The following is a 26133-nucleotide window of genomic DNA, read 5'->3' on the forward strand; positions in this document are numbered from 1 at the left end:
CGCCGGGGCCGCCGGGCCCGGCGGGCCCGTACCGGGATGAGAATGGAGCCGTGCCCACCAAGAAGAAGCCCCAGACGGCCGCCTCGCCCGAGCGGCGCCGTGAACTCCTCGGCACCGCCGCCGAGGTCTTCGCCGAGCAGGGCTACAACGCCACCACCGTGCGCCGGATCGCGGACCACGCCGGCATGCTCGCCGGCAGCCTCTACTACCACTTCGACTCCAAGGAATCGATGCTGGAGGAGATCCTGCGGACCTTCCTGGACGAGCTCTGGGACGGCTACGACACCGTCCTGGACGCCGAACTCGGCCCCCGCGAGACGCTGGAGGCCCTGGTCACCGAGTCGTTCCGGGAGATCGACCGGCACCGCGCGGCCGTCGCGATCTACCAGAAGGAGTCCAGGCACCTCGCCGCGCAGGAGCGCTTCGCGTTCCTCGCCGAGTCGCAGCGCAACTTCGAGAAGGCGTGGCTGTCCACGCTGGAGCGGGGCGTGAGCGCCGGGGTCTTCCGGGACGACCTCGACATCCGGCTCACCTACCGGTTCGTGCGCGACACCGTGTGGGTCGCCGCGTCCTGGTACCGGCCCGGTGGACAGCACAGCCCGGACGAGATCGCCCGGCAGTACCTGTCGATGGTGCTGGACGGGATCACCGCGGGGAACGACCGCGGGAAGCAGCCGCGGGGGACAGCCGCGGACAGCAGCTGATCGAGGGGAGTCGCCATGGCCGAGGCGTACATCGTCGAAGCGGTCCGTACACCCGTGGGGCGTCGCGGGGGCGGCCTGGGTGGGGTCCATCCGGCCGACCTGGGCGCGCACGTCCTGAAGGCCCTGGTCGCACGCTCCGGGATCGACCCCGCCGCCGTCGAGGACGTCGTCTTCGGCTGCCTGGACGCCGTGGGACCGCAGGCCGGTGACATCGCGCGGACGTCCTGGCTGGCGGCCGGACTGCCCGAGGAGGTGCCGGGGGTGACGGTCGACCGGCAGTGCGGCTCCTCCCAGCAGGCCGTGCACTTCGCCGCCCAGGGAGTGCTCTCGGGCACGCAGGACCTCGTGGTCGCGGGCGGCGTCCAGAACATGACGCAGATCCCCATCGCCTTCGCCTCCCGCCGGGCGGCCGAGCCGCTGGGACTCACGGAGGGCCCGTTCGCCGGCAGCGAGGGGTGGCGGGCGCGGTACGGCGGACAGCCCGTCAACCAGTTCCACGGCGCCGAGCTGATCGCCGCCGAGTGGGGGATCAGCCGGCGGGACCAGGAGGAGTTCGCCCTGCGGTCCCACCGGCGGGCGCTGCGCGCGATCGACGAGGGACGCTTCGAGCGGGAGACCGTGCCGCTCGGGGACGCCACGGTCGACGAGGGACCCCGGCGGGACACCTCGCTGGAGAAGATGGCGGGTCTGCGACCGGTGGTCGAGGGCGGCACCGTCACCGCCGCCTGCTCCTCGCAGGTGTCCGACGGGGCGGCCGCGATGCTGCTCGCCTCGGAGCGGGCCCTGCGCGAGCACGGGCTCACGCCACGCGCGCGCGTGCACCACCTCTCCGTACGGGGGGAGGACCCCGTACGGATGCTGACGGCGCCGATCCCCGCCACCGCGTACGCCCTGGAGAGGACCGGGATGCCGATCGACGGGATCGATCTCGTCGAGATCAACGAGGCGTTCGCGCCCGTCGTGCTGGCGTGGCTGAAGGAGACCGGCGCGGATCCCGACCGGGTCAACGTGAACGGGGGCGCGATCGCCCTGGGGCATCCGCTGGGCGCGACCGGGGTGAGGCTGATGACGACCCTCCTCCATGAACTGGAGCGCAGCGGAGGGCGGTTCGGCCTGCAGACGATGTGCGAGGGCGGAGGCCAGGCGAACGTCACGATCGTCGAGCGGCTCTAGACCGCCGCCTGCCGTCCGCCGCCGCCTGCCGTCCGCCGTCCGCCGTCCGCCAACCGTCGAGCGGCTTCCGGTCGGCCGTCGGGTGCGGGCCGGTGCGGGCCGGTGGGGGCCGGTCGCGCGGTTCCCCGCGCATCTAAGGGCCCCGGCCCCAGGGACCGGAGAGGGCGTCCAGTGTTCCGTGCGCCTGTGCCATCACCCGTTCCACCAGCACCTCGCACGACGGCAGGTCGTCGATCACCCCCGCCACCTGGCCCGCCGCCATGACCCCCACGTCCGTCCTCCCCTCGATCATCGCCGCGCGCAACAGCATCGGGGTGTTGGCGGCCAGGAGGACCTGGCTCCAGGTCAGGTCCCTGCCGTGTCTCGCCGCCAGGCCGTCGCGGATCATCCGGGACCAGGTGAGTCCCGAGAGCTTCCGGAAGCCGGCGGCCCGGCGCACCGCCCGGGCCAGCGTCCTCGTGCGGCCCGCTCCCTCCAGGGCGTCGACCAGGTCCGTACGGAGCATGCGGTGCGGCAGGCCGTCCACGGCGGTCGTCACCGTGACGTCCCGCACCGTGGCCGCGAGATAGCGGGCCTTCACCGCGTCCGGCACCGCCGAGTCCGAGGTGAGCAGGAAACGGGTGCCCATGGCGACCCCCGCGGCGCCGTACGCGAGTGCCGCCACCAGCCCCCGGCCGTCGAAGAAACCCCCGGCGGCGACGACGGGTACCTCCACGGCGTCCACGACCTGGGGCAGGAGCACGGTGGTGGCCACCTCGCCGGTGTGGCCGCCGCCCTCGCCGCCCTGCACGATCACCGCGTCCGCTCCCCAGGCCGCGACCTTCTCGGCGTGGCGGCGGGCCCCGACCGAGGGGACGACGAGCACGCCCGCGTCCCCGAGCTCGGCCATCAGCTCACGGGAGGGCGCGAGCGCGAAGGAGGCGACCCGCACCCCCTCCTCCACGATGATCCGCACGCGCTCGCGGGCGTCCCCCGCGTCCGCGCGCAGGTTCACCCCGAACGGCTCCCGCGTACGGGAGCGCACCTCCCGGATCGCCGTCCGCAGCCCGTCCGGCGTCATCGTCGCGGAGGCGAGGACGCCCAGCACGCCCGCGTTCGCGGCCGCGGAGACCAGCCGCGGGCCCGCGACCCAGCCCATCCCGGTCTGCACGATCGGGTGCCGGACGCCGACGAGCCGGGTGAACGCGGTCTCCATCAGCCCTTCACCTCCCGGTCGCGCAGGCCCCGCGGGTCGAGGACCTCGCGGATCGCCGCCAGCTCCGACGCGGACGGTTCGCGGGTGCACGGGACGTCGTCCGGGACCGTCAGCCCGAAGCCCGTCGCCGCGGCGACCTCCTCGACCGTCACCCCCGGATGCAGCGAGGCGAGCCGCATCGAGCGGTCCGGGGTCGCGAAGTCGAACACACCCAGGTTCGACACCACGCGCGGGATGCGGTGGAAACGGGTCGCCGTGGGACCGGCCGCCGCCGCGCTGTCGTACCCCACCCCGCCGACCAGGTCGACCTTCTCCACGAAGACCCGCGTCGAGTGTCCGGGCACCCAGTAGCTGACCGGGTTGTTCACCGTGTTGACGGGACCGCCCCGCACCCCGAGCAACTGCCGGGCGGGCCGCTCCCAGTCGCCCACGCACGAGATGTTCTGGTTGCCGAAGCGGTCCAGCTGGCTCGCGCCCATCATCACGTGCCGGCGCCCGCCGGTCACCAGCGCCAGGTGCTGCCGGTACGGCAGCCAGCCCTCCGGGGTGCCGTCGGGTCCCACCAGCATCGCCTCGCCGTCGGTCAGCAGCAGGTCGGGCGAGAAGGTGAGCCGGGCGAGGCGGGCGCCGATCGAGGGGATCGGGCCCATCGGACTGGCCAGCACCTCGCCGTCGCCCCGCCACGCCTCGGCGCAGGCGATCACGCAGTACTCGGCGCGGGTGACGCGCTGCCGGGAACCGTCCGGGCAGACGCCCGGCGGCGCGCTCACCGCCCCTCCTCGTGCCAGGTCCGCACGGCGGCGCGGTAGGCCGGCTCGTCGCCCGCGAGGAACCTCCCGGCGAACTCGGGCCACGGCGTGGACGCGTAGAACCGCTGGAAGCCCTCGTCCCGGTCGTGGTCGGGCGCGCACGACGTGAAGTGCGCCCCGCCAGGCGCCTCCACGACACCCGTCACATGGAGCCGTTTGAGCAGCAGGGTCTGCGGGGGCGCGGCCTTCGTCAGCTCCGCCGTGTCGACGATCCGCTCGCAGGACACGTACGCCGCCCCGGCCGCCTCGCAGAACAGGTCGTCGAAGTACGGGTCGGGGCCCAGGTACCGGCCGTTGCCCGCCCGGTCGGCGCGGTTCACATGGACCAGCGCCGCGTCCAGCCGCAGGGCCGGCATGGCGGCGAAGGTCTCGTGCACCCCCGTCTCAGCGTCCTCGTACGGCGAAGTGACCGTGCGCAGCTCCGGGTTGACGCGCATCACGTCGGAGCCGATGCCGGCCCGCACCGGCAGGAACGGGAGCCGGACGGCGGCCGCCCGCAGGCCCCACATGAACATCGCCTCGTCGATCTCCATCAGGTCCAGGGAGCCGCTCTCCCGCGCTGCCCGGTAGTGCGGTTCGAGCGGGACCGAGTCGAGCGTCACGAAGGGGGCGACCAGCTTCCGTATCCGCCCGGCGGCCGCCAGCATGCCGACGTCCGGGCCGCCGTACGACACGACCGTGAGGTCGGTGACCGGTGAGCGCAGCAGCGCCCGGACGAGGGCCATCGGCTTGCGGCGGGAGCCCCAGCCCCCGATGCCGACGGTCATCCCGCTCCCCAGCCGGGCGACGGCCTCGTCGGCGGTCATCGTCTTGTCACCCACCCGACGGCCCTCCTCCCCCGAACGTGCTCCGCACCCGCCCGCCCGTGCCGCCGACGGCCGCCTCGAAGGTGAAGCCCTGCTCGAACCGGTAGCTGTGGCGCACGTCGACCGGGTCGATGCCGTTGATCGCGGCCTTGGCGAGCCGGATCAGCCGGCCGTCCTTGCCCGCGATCTCACGGGCCAGCTCCAGCACCGCCGGGCGCAGCCGGTCGCGCGCCACGACCTGCCACACCGACCCGTGCCCGTGCAGCTCGGCGGCGGTCACCGTGCGCGAGGTGTAGTACAGCGCGCGCAGCAGGTGCTGGGGCACCAGACGGGCCAGGTGCGTGGCCGCGCCCAGCGCTCCCCGGTCCAGCTCGGGCAGCCCGAACGTGGCGTCCTCGCTCGCCACGATCACGTCCGCGTTCCCCGCCAGACCTATCCCGCCGCCCAGACAGAAGCCGTGCACCTGCGCCACCACCGGCACCTCGCACTCGTACACGGCCGCGAAGGCATCGGCGCAGCCGCGGTTGGCGCCGAGCAGGGCGCTGTCGCCCTGCGCCTGTATCTCCTTGAGGTCCACGCCCGCGTTGAACCCCCGCCCCTCGGCGGCCAGCACCACACAGCGGATCCCGGGGTCGCGCCCTGCCGCGCGCACCGCGCCGGCCAGCTCGAACCAGCCGTGCACCGGCAGCGCGTTCACCGGCGGGAAGTCGACCGTGACGACGGAAATCCCTTTTTCCGGGGACGAGGTGGAGACACCCATGGAGACATCAGCTACCTTTCCACCAAACGTTTGTTAGGTGCGATCTGATGTGAAGGTAACAGCCGGCGCCGGTCAGCGGGAGGCCCTGTGGACAAACGGCTCGTGGTGGTCACGGGCGGGACCAGGGGCGTCGGCGCCGGAATCGCCCGGGCGTTCGCCGACACGGGGGACGAGGTCGTGGTCTGCGCACGCAGACCACCCCGAGACCCGCTGGAAGGCGTCGGGTTCGCCCCCCTCGACCTGCGGGACCCGTCGGCGGTGCGCGCCTTCTTCGGGCGGCTGCCCCGCCTCGACGTCCTGGTCAACAACGCCGGCGGCACCCCCCACCGGCTGCTCGCCGGGACGGAGGCCGAACGGCACGCACGCGTGATCGCCCTCAACCTCACCGCACCCCTGACGGCCTCCCTGGCGGCGTACGACGGGCTGAAGCGTGCCCGGGGCTCCGTCGTGATGATCGGCAGCGTCAGCGGGACCCGGCCCTCGCCCGGCACGGCCGCCTACGGGGCGGCCAAGGCCGGGCTGGCGAACCTGGCGCGCTCGATGGCCGTCGAGTGGGCACCGGACGTACGGGTCAACACCCTCGTGGTCGGCATGGTCCGCACCGAGCTGTCGCACCTCCACTACGGGGGAGAGGACGGCATCGGGGCCGTCTCCCGCACCGTCCCGCTGGGGAGGCTCGCCACGCCCGCGGACGTCGGCGGGGCGGCCGTCTTCCTCGCGTCGGACGCCGCCGCGTACATCACCGGCGCCGGCCTCCTCGTCCACGGCGGCGGCGAGCGGCCCGCCTTCCTGGACGCGGCGGCCGCCGACGTCGACAAGGAGGACCGCCGACATGGCTGACACGGCAGACGCAGCAGGCACGGCAGACACGGCAGACACGGCAGACACGGCAGACACGGCAACAGGGACGAGCACGGGCACGGGCACCGCCGCCGGGATCTGCGACGGACGGGTGGTGATCGTCACGGGGGCGGGCCGCGGCCTCGGCCGCGCCCACGCGCTCGCCTTCGCGGCCGAGGGGGCACGGGTCGTCGTCAACGACCTGGGGGTCGGACCCGACGGTTCACCCGGGCCCGGCGGTTCGCCAGGGGCCGGCAGCCCGGCCCGGCAGGTCGTCGAGGAGATCACGGCGGCGGGCGGCGAGGCCGTCGCACACACCGGGGACGTCGCGACGACCGAGGGCGCCGCCTCCCTCGTCCGCACGGCGGTGGACGCCTTCGGACGGCTCGACACCCTCGTGAACAACGCCGGCTTCCTCCGCGACCGCATGCTGGTGAACCTCGACGAGGACGACTGGGACGCCGTCGTGCGCGTACACCTGAAGGGCCACTTCCTGCCGCTGAAGCACGCCGTCGCACACTGGCGGGCCGAGACGAGGGCGGGGCGGCTGCCGCGGGCACGCGTCGTCAACACCAGTTCCGGGGCGGGCCTCTCGGGTTCCGTGGGACAGGGCAACTACAGCGCGGCGAAGGCCGGCGTCATCGGGCTCACCCTGGTGGCCGCCGCCGAGACGGGCCGCTACGGGGTGCAGGTCAACGCCATCGCGCCGGCCGCGCGCACCCGGATGACCGAGACGGCCTTCGCGCAGGCCATGGCGGCACCGGACAGCGGCTTCGACGCGATGGCCCCCGAGAACGTGTCACCGCTCGTCGTCTGGCTCGGCTCCACCGCGAGCGCCGGGGTCACCGGCCGGGTCTTCGGTACGGAAGGCGGCCGGATCACGGTCATGGACGGCTGGCACCCGGGCCCCGGCGCGGACAAGGGAGCCCGGTGGACCCCCGCCGAAGCGGGCGACACGGCCCTGCGCCTCCTGGCGGCGGCACAGCCCCCGGCTCCCGTCCACGGAGCGCGGTAGCGCGCTCCGAAGGGGCGCGGGAAACTGCGCGATCAGCCACAACGCGCCCGCGGTGTCCCCCGGCGGGCGACCTTCACGTGTCGCACTCCAGCACCGTCCGGCACAGCCCGCACCGGGCCCGTACCGGCCCCCGCACCGGCACCCGTATCCGCTGATGGCAGGTGGGACAGGGGAACGAGACCCGCAGTGGCCCCCGCCCGTCCGGCGTGAAGGCGTACGGGGCGCTGTCCGCGGACACCCGGGCCACGGCCCGGTCCTGCGCACGGCGCCGGTCCCGCGCGTAGCGCCGCCGTCCCGCCCACCCGGCGGCCGCCAGAGGCGGCTGCCGCCCGTCCTCGCGGGCCCGCGCCATGCCCCGGGTGTACGCCGTGTACGCCTGTGCGCTGGTGAACCAGGTGGCCGGGTCCTCACCGAACACCAGGGACCGCTTGGCCAGCACGTACCCGAACTCCTCCGGCGTCAGATAGCCGAGCTTCTGCGAGGACGACGCGTCCTCCCGGTACGCGTCGAGCAGCAGCCACCCCGCGCCGAGGTACGTCGTCGCCGTGTCCGTGAGGATCTCGTTGTCGCGGGTGCCCGGGAAGGACAGCCCGAGGCGGTGCAGGTAGACATGCATCACCTCGTGCGCCAGCGCCGCGCCGATGTCCCGCCGGTGGGTACGGAAGCGGTCGTTCAGCTCGATGAAGTACTCCGGGCCCGCGGCCAGTTCGACACTCGCCGCGTACCGCATCTCGCGGAAGCCCACGATCATCCGGGCGTCCGGCAGCCTGAAGTGGCGCACCAGCTCACGGGCCACCCGCTGGGCGCCCGGATACAGGTCGTCCGTGTCGTGGAACGCCACGTCGACAGGGGGGACGCTCGTGGCGAACGTCCGGACCGTGTCGTACGAGAGCCGTCTGTACAGCGCGGTGACCGCCGCCCGCACCGTCTCCAGGTGGGGGTAGCCGTGCTCGACCGGACCGTCGTTCGTCACGCCCGTACCCCCATGGAGGTTCCGAACCTCCTCCCACCTTAGAGGGGCGCGAGCGGATTCTCATTGGTTGGGTTCGCTGTCCGTCACGTGACATCTACCCTTGCCCTCACGGTCGCATGATCTTCATACTTCTGTGCACTCTCCTGTGCGCCCAGTCACCTGCGCGCACCCCCCCGTGAACTCGTGAAAGGGAACCTGTTGACCAACAGAACCCCCGGTCTCCTCAGGAGATCGGCCTTCGGGCGGGCCGCGGCCATCGCCGCGGTCGCCCTCGCGACCGCCAGCCTCCAGCCCGTCACCGCGCACGCCGCGCCCGCCCCGATAGTCGGTGGCACGCCCGCCGGACAGGGCGAGTTCCCGTTCATGGTCAGCCTCTCCATGGGCTGCGGCGGTTCGCTCTACAAGAAGGACGTCGTCCTGACCGCCGCGCACTGCGTGAGCGGCTCGGGCAACACCACCCGCATCACCGCGACCGCGGGCGTCGCCGACCTCGGTGCCGCCGGAGCGATCAAGGTCAAGTCCACCAAGGTCGTGCAGGCCCCCGGCTACGACGGCAACGGCAAGGACTGGGCGCTCGTCAAGCTCGCCCGGCCCATCGAGCTGCCGACGCTGAAGATCGCGACGAACACCCGGTACAACAGGGGGACGTTCACGATCGCCGGCTGGGGCGACACCGCGGAGAACGCGAACACCGGGTCCAGGAAGCTGCTCAAGGCGAAGGTGCCCTTCGTGGCCGACCTCAAGTGCAAGCGGCACTACGGCGGCCGGCTGATCGCCGGACAGGAGCTCTGCGCCGGGATCCCGCGGGGCGGGGTGGACACGTGCCAGGGGGACTCGGGCGGGCCCATGTTCCGCAAGGACGACAGCGGTAAGTGGATCCAGGTCGGGATCGTGAGCTGGGGCGACGGGTGCGCGCGGCCCATGACGCCCGGGGTGTACACCGAGGTGTCCACGTTCGCGAGCGCGATAGCCCGGGCCGCGGCGGCACTCTAGCCGTCGCCGTCGCCGTCGCCGCTGCCGTTGTCGTTGTCGACGCTGCCGACGCCGACGCCGTCGCTGCCGTCGGGGGAGGGGGAACCGCGCCGCTGCCCGCAGACCCGGTACGGCTCCCGCGGGCAACCGTGCCCGCGGGAGCCGTACCCGTGAGGACATCGCCGTGGTCCCCCACCTTCGGCCGGGGCCCCAGGCCGCGCGGTTCCCCCGCCACGGCGGACCCGAACGGCACCGGCGTCCCGGCCCCGGTCCCGGCCGCCCACCGATGACCGGGACCACACACCCCGCAGAGACACGCCCCGTAGGGTTTCTCCATGACCACCAGCAACACCGGCAGTACGGACGACGCCGCCCCGGCCGTCCGTGCCGAACTCGCCCGGCTGCGCGAGAGCATCGACAACATCGACGCCGCCGTCGTCCACATGCTCGCCGAGCGCTTCAAATGCACCCAGCAGGTCGGCCACCTCAAGGCCGCCCACCAGCTGCCGCCCGCCGACCCGTCCCGCGAGGCCCAGCAGATCGCCCGGCTCCGACGGCTGGCCGAGAACGCCAACCTCGACCCGGCGTTCGCGGAGAAACTGCTCAACTTCGTCATCGCCGAGGTCATCCGCCACCACGAACGCATCGCGGAGGACGCCAACCCCCAGGAGTGACCCCCGAGTCCGCCCACCCCACCCCGCCGGGCACCGCCCCCGGCCCACGCGGCAGGACCACACCGCGTGGACAGGACCACACCACGTGGACAGGACCACACCGCGTGGACAGGGGCGCGCGACCGCAACCGCCGCGGGCGCACGACCGCCGGGGATCCGGCGCGCACGACCACCGCGCACGGGACCGGCGGACCAGGCCGCCCCTGTGCCGCGCCCCGCCCATCAGGCAGCATGGCACCCATGTCCGTACTGACGCGCGACGAAGCGCAGACCCGTGCCACACTCCTCGACGTCCACCGCTACCGGATCGAACTCGACCTGACGCGCGACGGCGACACCTTCGACTCCCTCACCACCATCACCTTCACGGTACGCGGGGACTCCGGTGAGGAGGACACCTTCGTCGAGCTCAAGCCCGCCGGACTGCGCTCCGCCAGCCTCGACGGACACCACCTCGACCCGGACACCTTCCAAGGGAACCGGCTGCCCCTCACCGGCCTCGCCCCGGGCCGGCACGAACTGCGCGTCGACGCCGCCATGCGCTACTCCCGCACCGGCGAGGGCATGCACCGCTTCACCGACCCCGCCGACGGCGAGACCTACCTCTACACGCAGATGTTCATGGACGACGTCCAGCGCGTCTTCGCCGCCTTCGACCAGCCGGACCTCAAATCCGTCTTCGAACTCTCCGTGACGGCCCCCGACCACTGGACCGTCCTCGCCAACAGCGTCACCACCCGCACCGACGACGGGGTCTGGCGGGCGGCACCCACCCCGCCCGTCTCCACCTACCTCGTCGCCGTCGCCGCCGGCCCCTGGCACTCGGTACGCACCGAACACCGCGGCCTGCCCTTCGGCATCCACTGCCGCCGCTCCCTGGCCCCCCACCTCGACGCCGACGCCGACGAAATCCTCGACGTCACCCGCGCCTGCTTCGACCGCTACCACGAGAAGTTCGAGGAGCCGTACCCCTTCGACTCCTACGACCAGGCGTTCGTCCCCGAGTTCAACGCCGGCGCCATGGAGAACCCCGGACTCGTCACCTTCCGCGACGAGTTCGTCTACCGCTCCGCCGTCACCGACACCGAACGCCAGACCCGCGCCATGGTCATCGCCCACGAGATGGCCCACATGTGGTTCGGCGACCTCGTCACCCTGCGCTGGTGGGACGACATCTGGCTGAACGAGTCCTTCGCGGAGTACATGGGCTACCAGACCCTCACCGAAGCCAACCTCGGCGGGTCCGGGGGAACTCGTCCCAGGAAGTGGGGCACGGACACCTGGACCGACTTCGGGATCGTCCGCAAGGCGTGGGGCTACGACGCCGACCAGCGGCCCTCCACCCACCCCGTCGCCCCCGACCCCGAAGCCGTCCCCGACACCGCCTCCGCGCTCCTCAACTTCGACGGCATCTCCTACGCCAAGGGCGCCTCCGCCCTGCGCCAACTCGTGGCCTGGCTCGGCGAGAAGGACTTCCTCGCCGGCATCAACACCCACTTCAGCCGCCACAGGTTCGGCAACGCCACCCTCGCCGACTTCATCGAGTCCCTCGCCGCGGCCACCGAACGCGACGTCCACGCCTGGGCCGGCTCCTGGCTGCGCACCACCGGCGTCGACACCCTCACCGCGACCGTCGCCACCCGGCCGGGGGAGTGGACCCTCACCGTCGACCGCGACGGCAGCCGCCCCCACCGCGTCACCGTCGGCGTCTACGACCGCGGCATGAGCGGCGACCGCGCCCTCGTCCTGCGCGAGCGCTACGAGACGGACATCCCGCAGAACCAGCCCGCCGAGGCCCGCCCCGGGCCCCGCCCCGCCCTCGTCGTCCCCAACGACCTCGACCTCACCTACGCCAAGATCCGCCTCGACGACGAGTCCGAGGAGACCGCCCTGCGCGGCATCTCCGGCGTCCCCGACGCCCTCACCCGCGCCGTCCTGTGGAACACCCTGCGCGACATGGTCCGCGACGGCGACCTCGACCCCGCCGCCTACCTGGAGACCGCCCGCGCCCACCTCCCCGAGGAGACCGACCTCGCCGTCGTCCAGGGCGTCCTCGCCTTCGCCGCCGCCCAGATCGCCGACCGGTACCTGCCCGCGCACGAACGGCCCGCCGCCCTCGCCACCCTGGCCTCCCTGTGCCGCGACCTGATCCGCCGCACCGAGGACGGCGACAACCCCGGACTGCGCCTCGTCGCGGTGCGCCACCTCATCGACGTCGCCGCCCAGCCCGACACCATCAGCGCCTGGATCTCCGAGGGAACCGTCCCCGGCGGACCCGAACTCGACCCCGAACTGCGCTGGCGCATCCTCGGCCGGCTCTCCGTCCTCGGCGCCGTCGACGACGCCGTCATCGAGGCCGAACTCGTCCAGGACCCCAGCGCCACCGGCCAGGAGGGCGCCGCCCGCTGCCGCGCCGCCCTGCCCGACCCGGCCGCCAAGCGCGCCGCCTGGAAGGCGATGTTCACCGACGACGACCTGTCCAACTACCTCTTCACCGCCACCGCCCAGGGCTTCTGGCAGCCCGAACAGACCGATCTCGTAAGGGAGTTCGTGCCGCGTTTCTTCGAGGACGCCGTCGCCCTCGCCGCCCGCCGGGGCCCCGCCATCGCCGAGGCCGCCGGCCGCTGGGCGTTCCCCGCGTACGCCATCACCCCCGAGACCCTCGCCCTGGGCGAGCGGTGCCTCACCGAGGCCGACCCCACCCCGGCCCTCCACCGCAAACTCACCGACCAACTGGACGACCTGGCAAGGGCCCTGCGCGTACGCCGGTCCTGACCACCCGGCCCCGACCACCCGGCCCGGAGCCCCGCGCCTCCGAAGGGACGCGGGGCTCCGTCACGCGCGGCGACTCCCGCCCACCCGGGGAACGGAAACCGTGCGCCCGGCCCCCCGCGGGCCCGCACGTCACCCGCCTTGACCGGAGGTCCCCACTCCGGCTGAAAGCCCGGTACCCCTTTCGGGTGCAGATCGCCGATCCCCCGGGCGCGTCGCCCAAAACGCGCCAAGCTGAAAGCCCCGCTCCACACCCACCCCCATCACCTCCACCACCACTGCTCCCACTGCTCCCACTGCTCCCTACGTCCCGCCGCCCGGAGGCCACCGAATGAGCCCGCTCGCGTCAGGCCCCCACGGACCGGCCGCCCTGCGACCGCTGCTCACCACCGTGCTCGACGCACTGACGACCGGCGCCGAAGCCCGCCGCGGCCCCCTCCCAGCCGGAGGCCCCGCCGAGGTCGCCGCCCGCCTGGGCGAGGCCCTCGGCGACCCCCTCCCGGACGACGGCGACGAACACGCCCTCCACACCCTGGTCCACGCGCTCGCGGCCGGCGCCGCGGACCCCGCGGACCCCCTCTGCGCCGCCCACCTCCACTGCCCGCCCCTCGCCGTCGCCACCGCGGCCGACCTCGCCGCGTCCGTCCTCAACCCGTCCCTCGACTCCTGGGACCAGGCCCCCGCCGCGTCGGCACTGGAAACCCTCGTCACCAGGGCCCTCGCCCGCGAGGTCTATCCCCCCGCGAACCCCGTCCCCGCGAACCCCGTCCCCGCGAACCCCGTCCCCACGGGCCCCACCTCCGCAAGTCCCACCCCCACAAATCCCGCCCCCGCGGGCCCCGACGCCCTCGTCACCACCGGCGGCACCGAAGCCAACCTCCTCGCCCTCCTCCTCGCCCGCGAGAAACACGGCCACGTACAACTCGTCCAGGCCGCGAGCGCCCACCACTCCCTCCGCCGCGCCACCTGGCTCCTCGGGCTCCCCGAACCGGTCACCGTGCCCGCCCCCGCCGGCACCATGGACCCCGCCGCCCTCGACCAGGCCCTCACCACCCTCCCCGGCCCACCCGGCGCCCTCCTCGTCGCGGCCACCGCCGGCACCACCGACGCCGGCCTCATCGACCCGCTCCCCGAGATCGCCACCCTCTGCGAAACCCACGGCGCCCGCCTCCACGTCGACGCCGCCTACGGCGGAGGACTCCTCCTCAGCGACCGCCACCGCCCCAAACTCCACGGCCTCGCCCGCGCCCACACCGTCACCCTCGACCTGCACAAGATCGGCTGGCAACCCGTCGCCGCGGGCCTCCTCGCCGTACGCGACCCCCGCGACCTCACCGCGCTCGGCCACCCCGCCGCCGACTACCTCAACGCCGACGACGACACCGAGGCCGGCCTGCCCGACCTCCTCGGACGCTCCCTGCGCACCACCCGCCGCGCCGACATCCTCAAGATCGCCGTCACCCTCAGGACACTCGGCCGCCGAGGACTGGGCACACTCGTCGACCAGGTCTGCGCCCACGCGGCCGACCTCGCCGAACTCGTCCGACAGCACCCGCACTTCGAGCTCTACGACCGGCCCACCATCAGCACCGTCCTGTTCCGGCCCACCGACGCCCCCGACACCACGGTCGCCGCCGCACGCCGCACCCTCCTCACCGAAGGCCACGCCGTCCTGGGCCGCGCCCGGCTCGACGACCGCCTCTGGTTCAAAGCCACCCTGCTCAACCCCAACACCGGACCCGGCGACCTCGCCGCGCTCCTGAGACTCGTGGAAGGACACACCGCCCGATGAGGTCGACGCCACCCCCCACACCCGCCACCCCCCCCACCCGCCGCGCACCCGACCTCCCCCGCGACCTCGTCGGCGTCGGCATCGGCCCCAGCAACCTCTCCCTCGCCGCCCTCGCCCACCCCCTGGACGAACTCGACGCCGTCTTCTACGAACAACGCGCCGCCTTCGACTGGCACCCCGGCCTCCTCCTCGAAGGCGCCACCCTCCAAGTCCCCTTCCTCGCCGACCTGGTCACCCTCGCCGACCCCGCCAGCCCCTGGACCTTCCTCAACTACCTCAAGACCCGCGAACGGCTCTACCCCTTCTACTTCGCCGAGCGCTTCCACATCCACCGCGCCGAATACGCCGCCTACTGCCGCTGGGTCAGCGACAACCTCCCCCGGCTTTACTTCGGCCACCAGGTCGACGCCGTCCGCTGGAACCCCGAACGCGACCTGTTCGAGGTCGACTACACCCAGATCGCCCCCGACGGCGAAGCAGAAGCCCTCGGACGCACCTACGCCCGGAACGTCGTACTCGGCATCGGCACCGCCCCCCACGTCCCCGAACCGCTCCGCCCCCTCGTCGAAGCGACCGGCGTACCCGTCATCCACGCCTCCGACTACCTCCAGCACCGCGAACAACTCCTCGCCGCCGACCACATCACCGTCATCGGATCAGGACAGTCCGGCGCCGAGGTCTTCCTCGACCTCCTCAGAAACCGCCCCCTGGGCCGCGAGAGGATCCACTGGCTCGCCCGCACCGAGGCGTTCGCCCCCATGGAGTACTCGAAACTCGGACTCGAACACTTCACACCCGACTACACGCGCTACTTCCACGCCCTGCCCGAGCCCGTACGCGACCGCCTCGTCCCCGCCCAGTGGCAACTCCACAAAGGCATCGACGCCGACACCATCGCCGCCATCCACGACGAGCTCTACCGCCGCACCCTCGACGGCGGCTGGCCCGACGCCGTCCTCACCCCCGGCGTCCAGGTCCGCACCGCGGGACGCATCGCCACCACCCAGATCGAACTGCACCTGGAACACGTCCAGCAGTCCGGCCGGACCCGCATGACCACCGACGCCGTCGTCCTCGCCACCGGCTACCGCGAACGACCCCTCGACCAGATCGCCGCCGGCCTCGACCCCTACATGCGCCGCGACGCCTCCGAACGGCCCAGGATCGACGAACAGCACCGCCTCGTCCTCGACCCCTCCGTCACCGGCTCCGTCTACATCCAGAACGCCGAACGCCACACCCACGGCATCGGCGCCCCCGACCTCGGCCTCATCGCCTGGCGCAGCGCGAGCATCCTCAACTCGCTGACCGGAGAAGACTCCTACCCCCTGCCGAGCCGGACGGCCTTCACCACCTTCGGACTCGCCCCGCAGCCCCAGATCCCGCCCGCCAGACAGCCCAGGACCCTCACACCACTGGTGGCCGACTGAAGAAGACAGCCGGCCACCACGGGAATCACGGAAAACACAGAGACCACAGAAAACTGCAGAGACCACAGAACTACCGGAAGCACATGACCACTAGAAGACCGGCGTACCCTCACGCGTCAGCTTCCAGTCCACCGACGCGAACTCCGCCGGGTCCAGCGAACCCTTCGCCGTCACCCACTCCGCGATCCGCGTACGGATCTCCGTCGACTCCGCCCACAGCTCCTTCGCCGACGCCACGTGCGGGAACGCGCCACCGCCGTTCGCCCGGTAGTTGTTCACCGCGAACACGAACCGCTGCGCGTCGTCCAGCGCCACACCGCCGCGGGAAAGGTTCTTGATCCGCGACCCCGCCGGCTGCGCGATGTCGATGTCGTACGTCAGCCCCGACACGTAGTCGTAGTTGTAGTCCGGCCGGTTGCCCGCGTTCGTCAGCTTCTCCACATCGACCGCCGCACCGGCCGCCGTCCGCACGAAGTACTCCGCCGAGAACTCCAGGTACGCCCGCACCTGCGCACCCGTCATCAACTTCGCGACCAGCGTGTTGTCGTACACGTACAGACTCGACAGATCCCGGATCGTCACGTCCCCCGCCGGAATCTCCGACGTGCGCGAGAACGGCGACGCCTGCGACAGCACCGGCAGCGACGCGTACTCCGTACCCGCCAGCGCCTCCCGGACCACGTCCTCCTGCACCTTGTTGATCAGGTCGATGATCGGGGCGTCCTTGTACCGCGCCTCGGCCGTCGTCAGCGTCCGCGTCGCCGTCCCGACCACCTGGTTCACATACGCCACGACCACGTCGTGCTCGTCCTTCAGCAGCTTCGTGATCCTCGGGTCGTCGGCCACCGTGTTCGAGTTGCGGACCGACGCGGCCACCGACTCGACCGTCCACCGGCCCCGCTCGAAGACCAGCTCGAAGTCGAACAGCGACAGCCGCTCCGCGTACGCCAGCGGCTCCGACAGGACGACCGTCCTCCCGGTCTTCGCGTTCGTCACCTTCAGCTCGGGAATCTCCACATGCGCGTGCCCCACCAGGATCGCGTCGATCCCCGGCACCTGCTGCGCCACCAGCGCCGCCGAATTCTCCACGTACGGCACCTGGTCACCGTACGACGACGTCCCCGACGAACCGGAGTGCGCCGACACCACCACCACGTCCGCGCCCATCGACCGCAGCTTCGGCACCCACTTCGCCGCCTGCTCCTCAAGACCCGGGAAGACCAGCTTGCCCTGCACGTACGCCTTGTCCCAGATCGCGATCCCCGGGTTCGTCAGCCCCAGGACCGCCACCTTCACCGGCGGAGCGCCCTTCACGGGGAACTTCTTGATGAAGTACGGCGGGAAAGCCGGCTTCAGCGTCCTCGCGTCCAGCGCGTTCGCGCCCAGCAGCGGGAAACGGCACTGCTGCTCGAACTTCCGCAGCGTCTCGATGCCGTAGTTGAACTCGTGGTTGCCCAGCGCCACCGCGTCGTACCCGATCGCGTTCATCGCCTGCGCCATCGGGTGCACGGGACCGCCTTCGGCGGTGATCGGATCGACCTTCGCGTAGTAGTACGTCAGCGGCGTGCCCTGAATCGTGTCACCCGCGTCCAGCAGCAGCGTGTTCCCGCGGCCCTTCTCCTTGCGCACCGCGTTCACCAGCGTCGACACCCGCGCCAGCCCCTGCGCGTTGCCCGCCGCGTCCTGGTACTCCGCGTCCTTGAAGTAGTCCCAGTTGAAGACGTGGCCGTGCAGGTCCGTCGTGCCCATCACCGTCAGCGAGTACCGCTTCGGCTTCCCCTGCCCCGGCCTCCCGTGCCCCGCAGCCACCGCGGCCTCCGCGCCCGGCGCCACCGCCGCACCGGCCAGGGCGACCCCCGCCCCGGTCACGGCGGACTTCTTCAGGAACTTCCGGCGGTTCAACGGCATGACGGGCTACCCCTCGGAGGAACGGAAACAACGCGCGTAGATTCTGACCCGCCCACCCCGCACGGCGACACCCCCCACAGGTTTCATTTCGATGACCGACAGGAGCCACGAAGGGCCCACCGGTGCCAGAGTGGAACGTATGACCCCAGCACCCGGACACCCCGGACACCCCGAGCACCCCGGACCCGCCACCCCCTACGGCACCCCCGAAGCCCCCCGCCTCGCCGTCCGCGGCGAAGCCCACCTCGAAGTCGACCCCGAGATCGCCCGCCTCGGCATCACCGTCCAGGCCCGCGGCACCGACCGCCGCGACGCCCTCGCCGACCTCACCCGCCGCAACACCGCGGCCCTCGACCTCGTCAAGACCTACGCCGACGCCGTGGAGAAACTCGAAACCGGCGCCTTCTCCCTCACCCCCGAACTCACCAGACACGGCCGCGGCGAACGCGTCCGCGCCTACCACGGCCGCGTCCGCATCACCGCCGAACTCACCGACTTCACCGCCCTCGGCGAACTCACCACCCGCCTCGCCGACCTCGACCTCACCCACGTCGACGGCCCCCAGTGGGCCCTGCGCCCCGACTCACCCGCCCACCGCCGCGCCAGGCAGCAGGCAGTGCGCGAAGCGGTCCAGCGGGCCCGCGAATACGCCGAAGCCCTCGGCACCACCCTCACCGCCCTCGTCGAACTCGCCGACACCGGAGTGCAGAGCGCCCAGCCCTACGGCATCGAGACCTCCGCCCGCTCCCTGCGCACCATGACCTTCGACGCCGCCGCCCCCGAGCAGCCCCCGGCCCTCGACCTCGAACCCGAACGGCAACACGTCTTCGCACAGGTCGACGCCCGCTTCACCATGGCGCCACCGGCACTCTGACCATCACACGGACTTATTGAAATGCTCATCGGAGCGGGTGTGCGCACAATTCGGCAGTTGTCAATAACCCTTCACGCAACGCTCGTTGAGTAGTCATACAAGACCAATTCCCTACCCACTGGTAAGCCCTACGCTCGAAACATGCGCCGAGCGAAAATCGTCTGCACCCTGGGCCCCGCCACCGACTCCTACGACCGGATAAAAGCACTGGTCGACGCCGGAATGGACGTGGCCCGCCTCAACCTCAGCCACGGCAGCCACGCCGAGCACGAGGAGCGCTACCGGCGCGTGCGAAAGGCCGCGGACGAGACCGGCCGCAGCGTCGGCATCCTCGCCGACCTCCAAGGTCCCAAGATCCGACTCGGCCGCTTCACCGAAGGCCCCGTACTCCTCGAACGCGGCGACACCTTCACCATCACCGTCGAACCGGACACGGCAGGCGACCGCCACACCTGCGGCACCACCTACACCGGCCTCGCCGCCGACGTCACCACCGGCGAACGCATCCTCGTCGACGACGGCAAGGTCTGCCTCGAAGTCACCTCCGTCGACGGACCCCGCGTCCACACCACCGTCGTCGAAGGCGGCATGGTCTCCGACCACAAGGGCCTCAACCTCCCCGGCGTCGCCGTCTCCGTCCCCGCCCTCTCCGACAAGGACGAAGCCGACCTCCGCTGGGCCCTGCGCACCGGCTGCGACGTCATCGCCCTCTCCTTCGTCCGCAGCGGACGCGACATCGACGACGTCCACCGCATCATGGACGAAGAAGGCCGCCGCCTCCCCGTCATCGCCAAGGTCGAAAAACCCCAGGCCGTCGACAACATCGACGACATCGTCGCCGCCTTCGACGGCATCATGGTCGCCCGCGGCGACCTCGGCGTCGAAATGCCCCTCGAACAGGTCCCCATCGTCCAGAAACGCGCGGTCAAACTCGCCAAGCGCAACGCCAAACCGGTCATCGTCGCCACCCAGATGCTCGACTCGATGATCGAGAACTCCCGCCCCACCCGCGCCGAGGCATCCGACGTCGCCAACGCCGTCATCGACGGCACGGACGCCGTGATGCTCTCCGGCGAGACCAGCGTCGGCAAATACCCCGTCGAAACGGTCCGCACCATGGCCCGCATCATCGAAGCGGCCGAGGAGGACATCCTCGCCAAGGGCCTCCCGCCCCTCACCGACCGCAACAAACCCCGCACCCAGGGCGGCGCGGTCGCCCGCGCGGCCGCGGAGATCGGCGACTTCCTCGACGCGAAGTTCCTCGTCGCCTTCACCCAGAGCGGCGACACGGTCCGCCGCGTCTCCCGCTACCGTTCCCCGATACCGCTCCTCGCCTTCACCCCCGACCCGGCGACCCGCTCCCGGCTCAGCCTGACCTGGGGCGTCGAATCGCTCCTGGGCCCGCACGTCGACTCCACCGACGCGATGGTCGACCAGGTCGACGAGCTGCTCCTGAAGCACGGCCGCTGCGAGAAGGGCGACATCGTCGTCATCACGGCCGGCTCCCCGCCCGGCGTCTCCGGCTCGACGAACCTGGTCCGCGTCCACCACATAGGCGAGGACGACACCCCGAAACAGCCCTGACCTCAGTACTTGGGCCCGACGTGGGCGTCCATGAGGGCGACGGACGCGCGGCGGGCGACGGAGATGTCGTACGGATTGCCCCGGCGGGTGCAGTGCGTCCACTCGACGCCCGGCTTGTCGAGCGTGTCCGTGCAGAGCGGCCGGACGTCGCCGGAGACGTTGGTGAAGAAGTACCGGGGATACTCGTAGCGCTTGCGCTGACCGGCCACGAGCCGGGTTGTCCAGTTGATGATGCGGCACCCGTCGGAGTGGATGAGCCCCCGGACGAACTCCCACGGGTGGGCAGCCGCGATCTCCTGTTGCCAGGGTTCGAGGGCGATTCCCCATGCGGGCACTCTGTGTGATTGACCGCCGCGTGGTGCAGTAAAAAGCGGATGTTCACGAGAATGGGAACATCCGCTTTTTTGTAGTGACCTTGGAAACCAAGGAAAAGTGCCCCGAGTCGGATTCGAACCGACGCTGTATGGGTTTTGAATCCATGGCCTCTACCGCTGGGCTACCGGGGCCCCTTCGAAACGAAGGTCAGCGGTCTCCCGCCGTGTCACCACCATACCGCAGCTAGGTAGGCTCTTGGGAGCAGTACCTGCCCCACAACGAGGAGCCCTCCGTGACCGCCCCCGAGTCGCCCCAGCCCGCAGACGTGTCCGATGACGACAAGTCGCACGTGCCTCCGCTGACGACCCGTGTCGTCATCGCCGAGGACGAGGCGCTGATCCGTCTCGATCTCAAGGAGATGCTGGAGGAGGAGGGCTACTCGGTCGTGGGTGAGGCCGGTGACGGTGAGGAGGCCGTCGAGCTGGCCCGGGAGCACCGCCCCGACCTGGTGATCCTCGATGTGAAGATGCCGAAGCTGGACGGTATCTCCGCCGCGGAGAAGATCGCGGAGGAGTCGATCGCCCCGGTGCTGATGCTGACGGCGTTCTCGCAGCGTGACCTGGTCGAGCGGGCGAGGGACGCGGGTGCGATGGCGTACCTGGTGAAGCCGTTCAGCAAGAGCGATGTGGTTCCGGCGATCGAGATGGCCGTCTCGCGGTTCACGGAGCTGAAGGCGCTGGAGAAGGAGATCGAGGATCTCACGCAGCGGCTGGAGACGCGGAAGCTGGTGGACCGGGCGAAGTCGGTGCTGCAGACGCAGTACGGGCTGACGGAGCCGGCGGCGTTCCGGTGGATCCAGAAGACGTCGATGGATCGTCGGATGTCGATGCAGCAGGTGGCGGAGGCGGTCATCCAGGACGCGGCGGAGAAGAAGGCCGCGAAGGACTGACTCACGAGTGGTCCGTACGGCTGTGGCCCGCACCCCCCAGGACAGGGGGTGCGGGCCACAGCCGTACGACGGGGTGGGCTCAGTCCTCGCCCAGGTACGCCTTGCGTACGGATTCGTCGTGGAGGAGGTCCTGGCCGGTGCCGGAGAGGACGACGGAGCCGACCTCCATGACGTGTCCGTGGTCGGCGAGGGAGAGCGCCGCCTGGGCGTTCTGCTCGACGAGCAGGATGGTGGTGCCCTGGGACTTCAGTTCGGCGATGGTGGCCATGATCTTCTGCATCATGATCGGGGAGAGGCCCATGGAGGGTTCGTCGAGCATGAGCAGTTTGGGCTGGGACATGAGGGCGCGGCCCATGGCGAGCATCTGCTGTTCGCCGCCGGAGAGGGTGCCGGCGGCCTGCTTGCGGCGTTCCCCGAGGATGGGGAAGAGGTCGTAGGCGCGCTGGATGTCCTTCTCGATGCCTGCCTTGTCGCTGCGGAGGAAGGCGCCGAGGCGGAGGTTGTCCTCGATGGTCATGCGGGGGAAGATGTGCCGGCCCTCGGGGGAGTGGGCGAGTCCGAGGGAGACGATCTGGTGGGCGGGGATCTTCTTGAGTGATCTGCCCTGGAACTTGATCTGGCCGCCGACGGGCTTGAGGAGGCCGGAGAGGGTGCGCAGGGTGGTGGTCTTGCCGGCGCCGTTGGTGCCGATGAGGGTGACGATCTGGCCGGCTTCGACGGTGAAGGAGATGCCTTTGACGGCTTCGATCTTGCCGTAGGCGACGCGGAGGTCCTCGACCTCCAGGAGTGCGGTCATCGGTCGGTCTCCTTGCGGGGCGCGCCGTCCGTGGGGGCGTCGGCGTGTGCTTCGGCGGCCTCGACCTCGGCGACTTCTTCCTGGCCGGGTGCGTCTTCGTAGGGTTCGCCGAGGTAGGCGGCGACGACTCGTTCGTCGCCCTGGACGGTGGTGCTGTCGCCCTCGACGAGTTTTTCGCCCTGGACGAGGACGGCGACGCGGTCGCAGAGGTTGAAGATGAAGCGCATGTCGTGCTCGATGACGAGGACGGCGATGCCCATGTCGCGGATGGCGAAGACGAGTTCTTCGGTGGCGCGGGTTTCCTGGGGGTTCATGCCGGCGGTGGGCTCGTCGAGGAGGAGGAGCCCGGGTTCGCTGGCGAGGGCGCGGGCGATTTCGAGCTTGCGCTGTTCGCCGTAGGGGAGGTTCCTGGCGAGGTGGTCGCGCTTGTGGGCGAGGCCGATGAATTCCAGGAGTTCCATGGCGCGTTCTTCGGAGGCTTTTTCGGCTTTTTTGAAGCCGGGGCCGCGCAGGAGGGCGGACCAGAGGCCTTCTTTGGTGCGGGTGTGGCGGCCGACGAGGACGTTCTCCAGGACGGTCATGTTGTTGAAGAGGCGGATGTTCTGGAAGGTGCGGGCGATGCCGGCTGCGGTGACCTTGAAGGACTGGGACGGCAGGACGGTGCCTTTGTAGCGGACTTCTCCCTCGGTGGGGATGTAGAGGCCGGTGAGGCAGTTGAAGAAGGTGGTCTTGCCGGCGCCGTTGGGGCCGATGAGTCCGACGATCTCGCCGCTGTTGACGGTGAGGTCGACGTTGCGGACGGCGGTGAGGCCGCCGAAGCGCATGGTGACGCCGCGTGCGTCGAGCACGGTCTCGCCGGGGGCGGTGGGGCCCGTGGCGGTGTCCTTGGTGGTGGTGTTGGTGGTCATGGTGGTCAGGCCCCTGCCTTGCTGAGGACTGTGGGTGCTTCCGCTTCCTCGTGGAATTCGAGCTGGCGGCGCCGGTTCGGGATGAGGCCTTCCGGGCGGAAGCGCATCAGCAGGACGAGCGCGAGGCCGAAGGCGAGGAGCTGGTAGTCGCCGAGGAACTGGAGCTTGGCGGGGATGAGGTAGAGCAGTGCGGCTCCGACGAGGGGGCCGCTGATGGTGCCCATGCCGCCGAGCACGACCGCTGCGAGGAGGAAGGCCGAGTTGGGTGGGACGACGTGGGCGAACTGGTACTGCTCGGGGGTCACGGTGTAGGTGACGTGTGCCTGGACGGATCCGGCGAGGCCGGCGAGGGCGGCGCCGAGGGCGAAGGCGATGAGTTTGACGCGGAAGCCGTTGATGCCCATGGCGAGGGCGGCTGTCTCGTCTTCGCGGATGGCGACCCAGGCGCGGCCGATGCGGGAGTCGCCGCTTCGGCGGAAGACGATGACGACGACCAGCGTGATGAGGAGCATCAGCAGGAAGTAGTTGGCGAAGCGCGCGATGGTGAAGCCGGCGACGGTGTGTTCCTGGCCGAAGTCGAAGCCGAAGATGTTGAGGTTCGGGATCGAGGAGATGCCGTTGGAGCCGTTGGTGATGTCGGGTCCGCTGGTGCCGTCGGCGTTGAGGACGGCGATACGGAAGATCTCGCCGAAGCCGAGGGTGACGATGGCGAGGTAGTCGCCGCGCAGTCGCAGGGTGGGGGCGCCGATGATGACGCCGAAGACCATGGCGACGGCTGCGCCGAGGAGGGCGGCGGCCCAGAAGGGCAGGTGGATGTCGAAGGGCGAGGAGGGGGAGCCGGAGACCATGGCGGCGGTGTAGGCGCCGACGCCGAGGAAGGCGACGTATCCGAGGTCCAGGAGTCCGGCGAGGCCGACGACGATGTTGAGGCCGAGGGCGACGGTGGCGAAGATGAGGATGTAGACGCCGATGGTCGCGTACTGGTCGTCGGACTGGGTGAAGGGGAACGCCGCGGCGGCGGCGAACGCGCCGATCATCGTGACGTTGCGGTGTTTGCCGGTGAGGGTGGCGACCCGGTCGACGAGTCCGGCTTTGGCGGTGGCGGCGAAGCCGAAGCCGGCGGTGATGAGGAAGCCGATGAAGAGTTCGTCGTACTCGGTGCCGATGCCGTAGGTGAAGACGGTCAGGCCGAGGGCCAGGGCGGCGACGATGACGAGGATCTCGGCGTACGCGGGGAGCGTGCGGGCCGGGGCCTTGGTGGTGCCGGAGGCGAAGGCCGCCTTGACGACGGTGCCGGTGTGCCGGACCTTGTGGCGGAACTGCTCCCAGCCGGTGTCGTCCGGGTCGATGGGGTCGGGTGCCGGGCGTTCGTAGGGCAGGGCGAGGGCGCCGAGCAGGGCCACGAGGGTGGCGAGGGCCGCGACCCAGCCGCCGGGTTCGAGGTTGGCGAGGCCGCCGAGGTCGACGGCGATGGCGATGACCGTGTACCAGGCGGTGGCGAACGCGGCGAGCGCGGCGAACTTGATGGCGCTGTCGGCGCCGGCGGGTGCCAGCCAGCGCAGGCCCTTGATGCCGTAGGAGGCGAGGCCGAACAGTGCGGTGAGGGCGCCGCCGATGAGGACGAGGACCTGGAGGCCGCCGGGGTAGCCGTAGACGGTGAGGTCGCCGGGGAAGGCGTCGGTCCAGGTCCAGGCGAGGAAGGCGGAGACGATGGTGAGGACACCGCCGCCGGTGGCGAGGGCGCGTCCGATGTGCGGCGGGATGCCGATGAGTCCGGTGGCGGGGCCGGTGGGCTCCTTGGCCGGTGCCTGCGGGGTGTTGGTGTGTGTGGTCATCGGTGTCACGCCCTGTCCGCGACGCGCTCGCCGAGCAGGCCCTGGGGCCTGAAGAGGAGCACGAGGATGAGGAGTACGAAGGCCCAGACGTTGGCCCAGGACTGGCCACCGAGCTGTTCCATGCCGGGGACGTCGGCGATGTAGGCGGTGGCCATGGTTTCGGCGAGGCCGAGGACGAGGCCGCCGATCATGGCTCCGTAGATGTTGCCGATGCCGCCGAGGACGGCGGCGGTGAAGGCCTTGAGGCCGAGGATGAAGCCCATGCGGAACTGGACCTGGCCGTATTTGAAGCCGTAGGCGACGGCTCCGACGGCGGCGAAGACCGCGCCGAGGGCGAAGGCGACCACGATGATGCGGTCGGTGTTGATGCCCATGAGTTTGGCGGTGTCGGGGTCCTGGGCGGTGGCCTGCATGCCGCGTCCGGTGCGGGTCTTCATGACGAAGAAGGCGAGGATCGCCATGCTGATGGGGGCGGCGACGAGGAGGAAGACGTCGCCGGTCTGGATGGTGACGTCACCGATCTTGAAGGGGCCGCCTTCGATCTCGGGGAAGTTGATGGACTGCTTCGCTTCGGGGTACCACGCCCATACGGCCTGCTGCAGGGCGAGGGAGAGGCCGATGGCGGTGATGAGGGGGGCGAGGCGTGGTGCGGTGCGCAGCGGGCGGTAGGCGAACCGTTCCGCTCCCACGGCGACGGTGGTCGCGACGATGATGGCTCCGAGGAGCATCAGGGGCAGGGCGATCCACATGGTGGTGCCGTCGGGCAGTACGTACAGGTAGACCGTGAGTGCGCCGAAGCCTCCGATCATGAAGATCTCGCCGTGGGCGAAGTTGATGAGCTGGACGATGCCATAGACCATCGTGTAGCCGATGGCGACCAGCCCGTACATGGATCCCAGTAGCAGGCCGTTGACCAGCTGCTGCGGCAGTTCGTTCACCGCATGTCCTCCGAGACGTTCGGATAGTCGAGGGATGTGACCGGATGTGGGTCCGCGCGGGGCGCTTGTCCTGCAGCGCCCCGCGCGGCTCGTGGTGTGGTGCGGGTGTGG

The 26133-nt window shown here is 71.1% G+C and carries 22 protein-coding genes, 1 tRNA gene and 1 pseudogene; 12 read left to right on the forward strand and 12 right to left on the reverse strand.

Annotated elements, in window-relative coordinates:
- Nucleotides 1-50: 50 nt before the first annotated feature.
- Together KM933_RS26640 and KM933_RS26645 are read left to right on the forward strand one after the other, a co-directional pair.
- Nucleotides 51-704, forward strand: coding sequence for a TetR/AcrR family transcriptional regulator (locus tag KM933_RS26640; protein ID WP_221356540.1), 654 nt, complete (start codon nt 51-53; stop codon nt 702-704).
- Between the two features lie 15 nt (nt 705-719).
- Nucleotides 720-1877, forward strand: coding sequence for an acetyl-CoA C-acetyltransferase (locus KM933_RS26645; protein WP_221356550.1), 1158 nt, complete (start codon nt 720-722; stop codon nt 1875-1877).
- 133 nt (nt 1878-2010) lie between these two features.
- Here KM933_RS26645 and KM933_RS26650 read toward each other — a convergent pair whose 3' ends face one another.
- From KM933_RS26650 to KM933_RS26665, 4 genes are read right to left on the reverse strand one after another with little or no spacing between them, the layout of a single operon-like run.
- Nucleotides 2011-3072, reverse strand: a complete 1062-nt coding sequence (locus tag KM933_RS26650) for an NAD(P)H-dependent flavin oxidoreductase (RefSeq protein WP_221356552.1) — start codon at nt 3070-3072, stop codon at nt 2011-2013.
- A complete protein-coding gene (locus KM933_RS26655) occupies nt 3072-3842 on the reverse strand; it encodes a CoA-transferase subunit beta (RefSeq protein ID WP_221356554.1) in 771 nt (256 codons plus the stop codon). Before KM933_RS26655 ends, KM933_RS26650 begins: the two co-directional genes overlap by 1 nt.
- Nucleotides 3839-4702 (reverse strand): CoA transferase subunit A, encoded by an 864-nt coding sequence (locus tag KM933_RS26660; protein ID WP_221356556.1) that lies wholly within the window; start codon nt 4700-4702, stop codon nt 3839-3841. Before KM933_RS26660 ends, KM933_RS26655 begins: the two co-directional genes overlap by 4 nt.
- Entirely contained in the window at nt 4695-5447 is a 753-nt protein-coding gene (locus KM933_RS26665; protein ID WP_221356558.1) for an enoyl-CoA hydratase family protein, read from the reverse strand. The genes KM933_RS26660 and KM933_RS26665 overlap by 8 nt, the downstream gene beginning before the upstream one ends.
- 87 nt (nt 5448-5534) lie before the next feature.
- Between KM933_RS26665 and KM933_RS26670 the strand changes: the two genes are divergently transcribed.
- Both KM933_RS26670 and KM933_RS26675 read left to right on the forward strand, forming a co-directional pair.
- A complete protein-coding gene (locus tag KM933_RS26670; protein ID WP_221356560.1) occupies nt 5535-6287 on the forward strand; it encodes an SDR family oxidoreductase in 753 nt (250 codons plus the stop codon).
- Nucleotides 6280-7302, forward strand: coding sequence for an SDR family oxidoreductase (locus KM933_RS26675; RefSeq protein WP_221356562.1), 1023 nt, complete (start codon nt 6280-6282; stop codon nt 7300-7302). Before KM933_RS26670 ends, KM933_RS26675 begins: the two co-directional genes overlap by 8 nt.
- Before the next feature lie 73 nt (nt 7303-7375).
- On the opposite strand, the gene KM933_RS26680 is transcribed toward KM933_RS26675, so the two are convergent.
- Nucleotides 7376-8275, reverse strand: a complete 900-nt coding sequence (locus KM933_RS26680; RefSeq protein WP_221356564.1) for a hypothetical protein — start codon at nt 8273-8275, stop codon at nt 7376-7378.
- A 198-nt stretch (nt 8276-8473) separates the two neighbouring features.
- Here KM933_RS26680 and KM933_RS26685 point away from each other — a divergent pair, with 198 nt between their 5' ends.
- The 5 genes from KM933_RS26685 (at nt 8474) to KM933_RS26705 (ending at nt 15915) form a co-directional block, all read left to right on the forward strand.
- The gene (locus KM933_RS26685) at nt 8474-9268 is read left to right on the forward strand and encodes a S1 family peptidase (protein ID WP_221356566.1); all 795 of its coding nucleotides are present in this window, start codon (nt 8474-8476) and stop codon (nt 9266-9268) included.
- 314 nt (nt 9269-9582) lie between these two features.
- On the forward strand, nt 9583-9921 hold the full coding sequence (locus KM933_RS26690) for a chorismate mutase (RefSeq protein ID WP_221356568.1): 339 nt from the start codon (nt 9583-9585) through the stop codon (nt 9919-9921).
- Nucleotides 9922-10152: 231 nt separating this feature from the next.
- Nucleotides 10153-12696 carry an aminopeptidase N gene (gene pepN / locus KM933_RS26695; RefSeq protein WP_221356570.1) on the forward strand — a complete coding sequence of 848 codons (2544 nt, stop codon included), beginning with the start codon at nt 10153-10155 and terminating at the stop codon, nt 12694-12696.
- 328 nt (nt 12697-13024) lie between these two features.
- A complete protein-coding gene (locus KM933_RS26700) occupies nt 13025-14485 on the forward strand; it encodes a pyridoxal phosphate-dependent decarboxylase family protein (protein ID WP_221356572.1) in 1461 nt (486 codons plus the stop codon).
- Nucleotides 14482-15915: a lysine N(6)-hydroxylase/L-ornithine N(5)-oxygenase family protein gene (locus tag KM933_RS26705; RefSeq protein ID WP_221356574.1), complete on the forward strand. Its 1434-nt coding sequence runs from the start codon at nt 14482-14484 to the stop codon at nt 15913-15915. Before KM933_RS26700 ends, KM933_RS26705 begins: the two co-directional genes overlap by 4 nt.
- A 90-nt stretch (nt 15916-16005) precedes the next feature.
- Here the strand turns inward: KM933_RS26705 and KM933_RS26710 are convergent, their stop codons facing one another.
- Complete coding sequence (locus tag KM933_RS26710; protein WP_221356576.1) at nt 16006-17823, reverse strand: bifunctional metallophosphatase/5'-nucleotidase; 1818 nt, start codon at nt 17821-17823, stop codon at nt 16006-16008.
- A 139-nt stretch (nt 17824-17962) separates the two neighbouring features.
- On the opposite strand from KM933_RS26710, the gene KM933_RS26715 reads away from it, so the two are divergent.
- Entirely contained in the window at nt 17963-18697 is a 735-nt protein-coding gene (locus tag KM933_RS26715; RefSeq protein WP_221356578.1) for an SIMPL domain-containing protein, read from the forward strand.
- Nucleotides 18698-18838: 141 nt separating this feature from the next.
- Complete coding sequence (pyk, locus tag KM933_RS26720) at nt 18839-20281, forward strand: pyruvate kinase (RefSeq protein ID WP_221356580.1); 1443 nt, start codon at nt 18839-18841, stop codon at nt 20279-20281.
- A gap of 2 nt (nt 20282-20283) precedes the next feature.
- On the opposite strand, the pseudogene KM933_RS26725 reads toward pyk, so the two are convergent.
- Both KM933_RS26725 and KM933_RS26730 read right to left on the reverse strand, forming a co-directional pair.
- Nucleotides 20284-20604: pseudogene (locus tag KM933_RS26725) on the reverse strand (transcriptional regulator); the annotation flags it as partial.
- A 110-nt stretch (nt 20605-20714) separates the two neighbouring features.
- Nucleotides 20715-20787 (reverse strand) — tRNA-Leu (locus KM933_RS26730).
- Between the two features lie 101 nt (nt 20788-20888).
- On the opposite strand from KM933_RS26730, the gene KM933_RS26735 reads away from it, so the two are divergent.
- Nucleotides 20889-21545 (forward strand): ANTAR domain-containing response regulator, encoded by a 657-nt coding sequence (locus KM933_RS26735; protein ID WP_221356582.1) that lies wholly within the window; start codon nt 20889-20891, stop codon nt 21543-21545.
- A 79-nt stretch (nt 21546-21624) separates the two neighbouring features.
- Here the strand turns inward: KM933_RS26735 and KM933_RS26740 are convergent, their stop codons facing one another.
- The 4 genes from KM933_RS26740 to KM933_RS26755 are packed head-to-tail and all read right to left on the reverse strand — an operon-like array spanning nt 21625 to nt 26022.
- A complete protein-coding gene (locus tag KM933_RS26740; protein WP_221356584.1) occupies nt 21625-22341 on the reverse strand; it encodes an ABC transporter ATP-binding protein in 717 nt (238 codons plus the stop codon).
- Nucleotides 22338-23249: an ABC transporter ATP-binding protein gene (locus tag KM933_RS26745; RefSeq protein ID WP_221356586.1), complete on the reverse strand. Its 912-nt coding sequence runs from the start codon at nt 23247-23249 to the stop codon at nt 22338-22340. Before KM933_RS26745 ends, KM933_RS26740 begins: the two co-directional genes overlap by 4 nt.
- Nucleotides 23250-23254: 5 nt before the next feature.
- A complete protein-coding gene (locus KM933_RS26750; protein ID WP_221356590.1) occupies nt 23255-25084 on the reverse strand; it encodes a branched-chain amino acid ABC transporter permease in 1830 nt (609 codons plus the stop codon).
- A 5-nt stretch (nt 25085-25089) separates the two neighbouring features.
- The gene (locus tag KM933_RS26755) at nt 25090-26022 is read right to left on the reverse strand and encodes a branched-chain amino acid ABC transporter permease (protein WP_221356600.1); all 933 of its coding nucleotides are present in this window, start codon (nt 26020-26022) and stop codon (nt 25090-25092) included.
- Nucleotides 26023-26133: the final 111 nt, after the last annotated feature.

The sequence above is a fragment of the Streptomyces beigongshangae genome, assembly GCF_019710745.1.
Classification (GTDB): Bacteria; Actinomycetota; Actinomycetes; order Streptomycetales; family Streptomycetaceae; genus Streptomyces; species Streptomyces beigongshangae.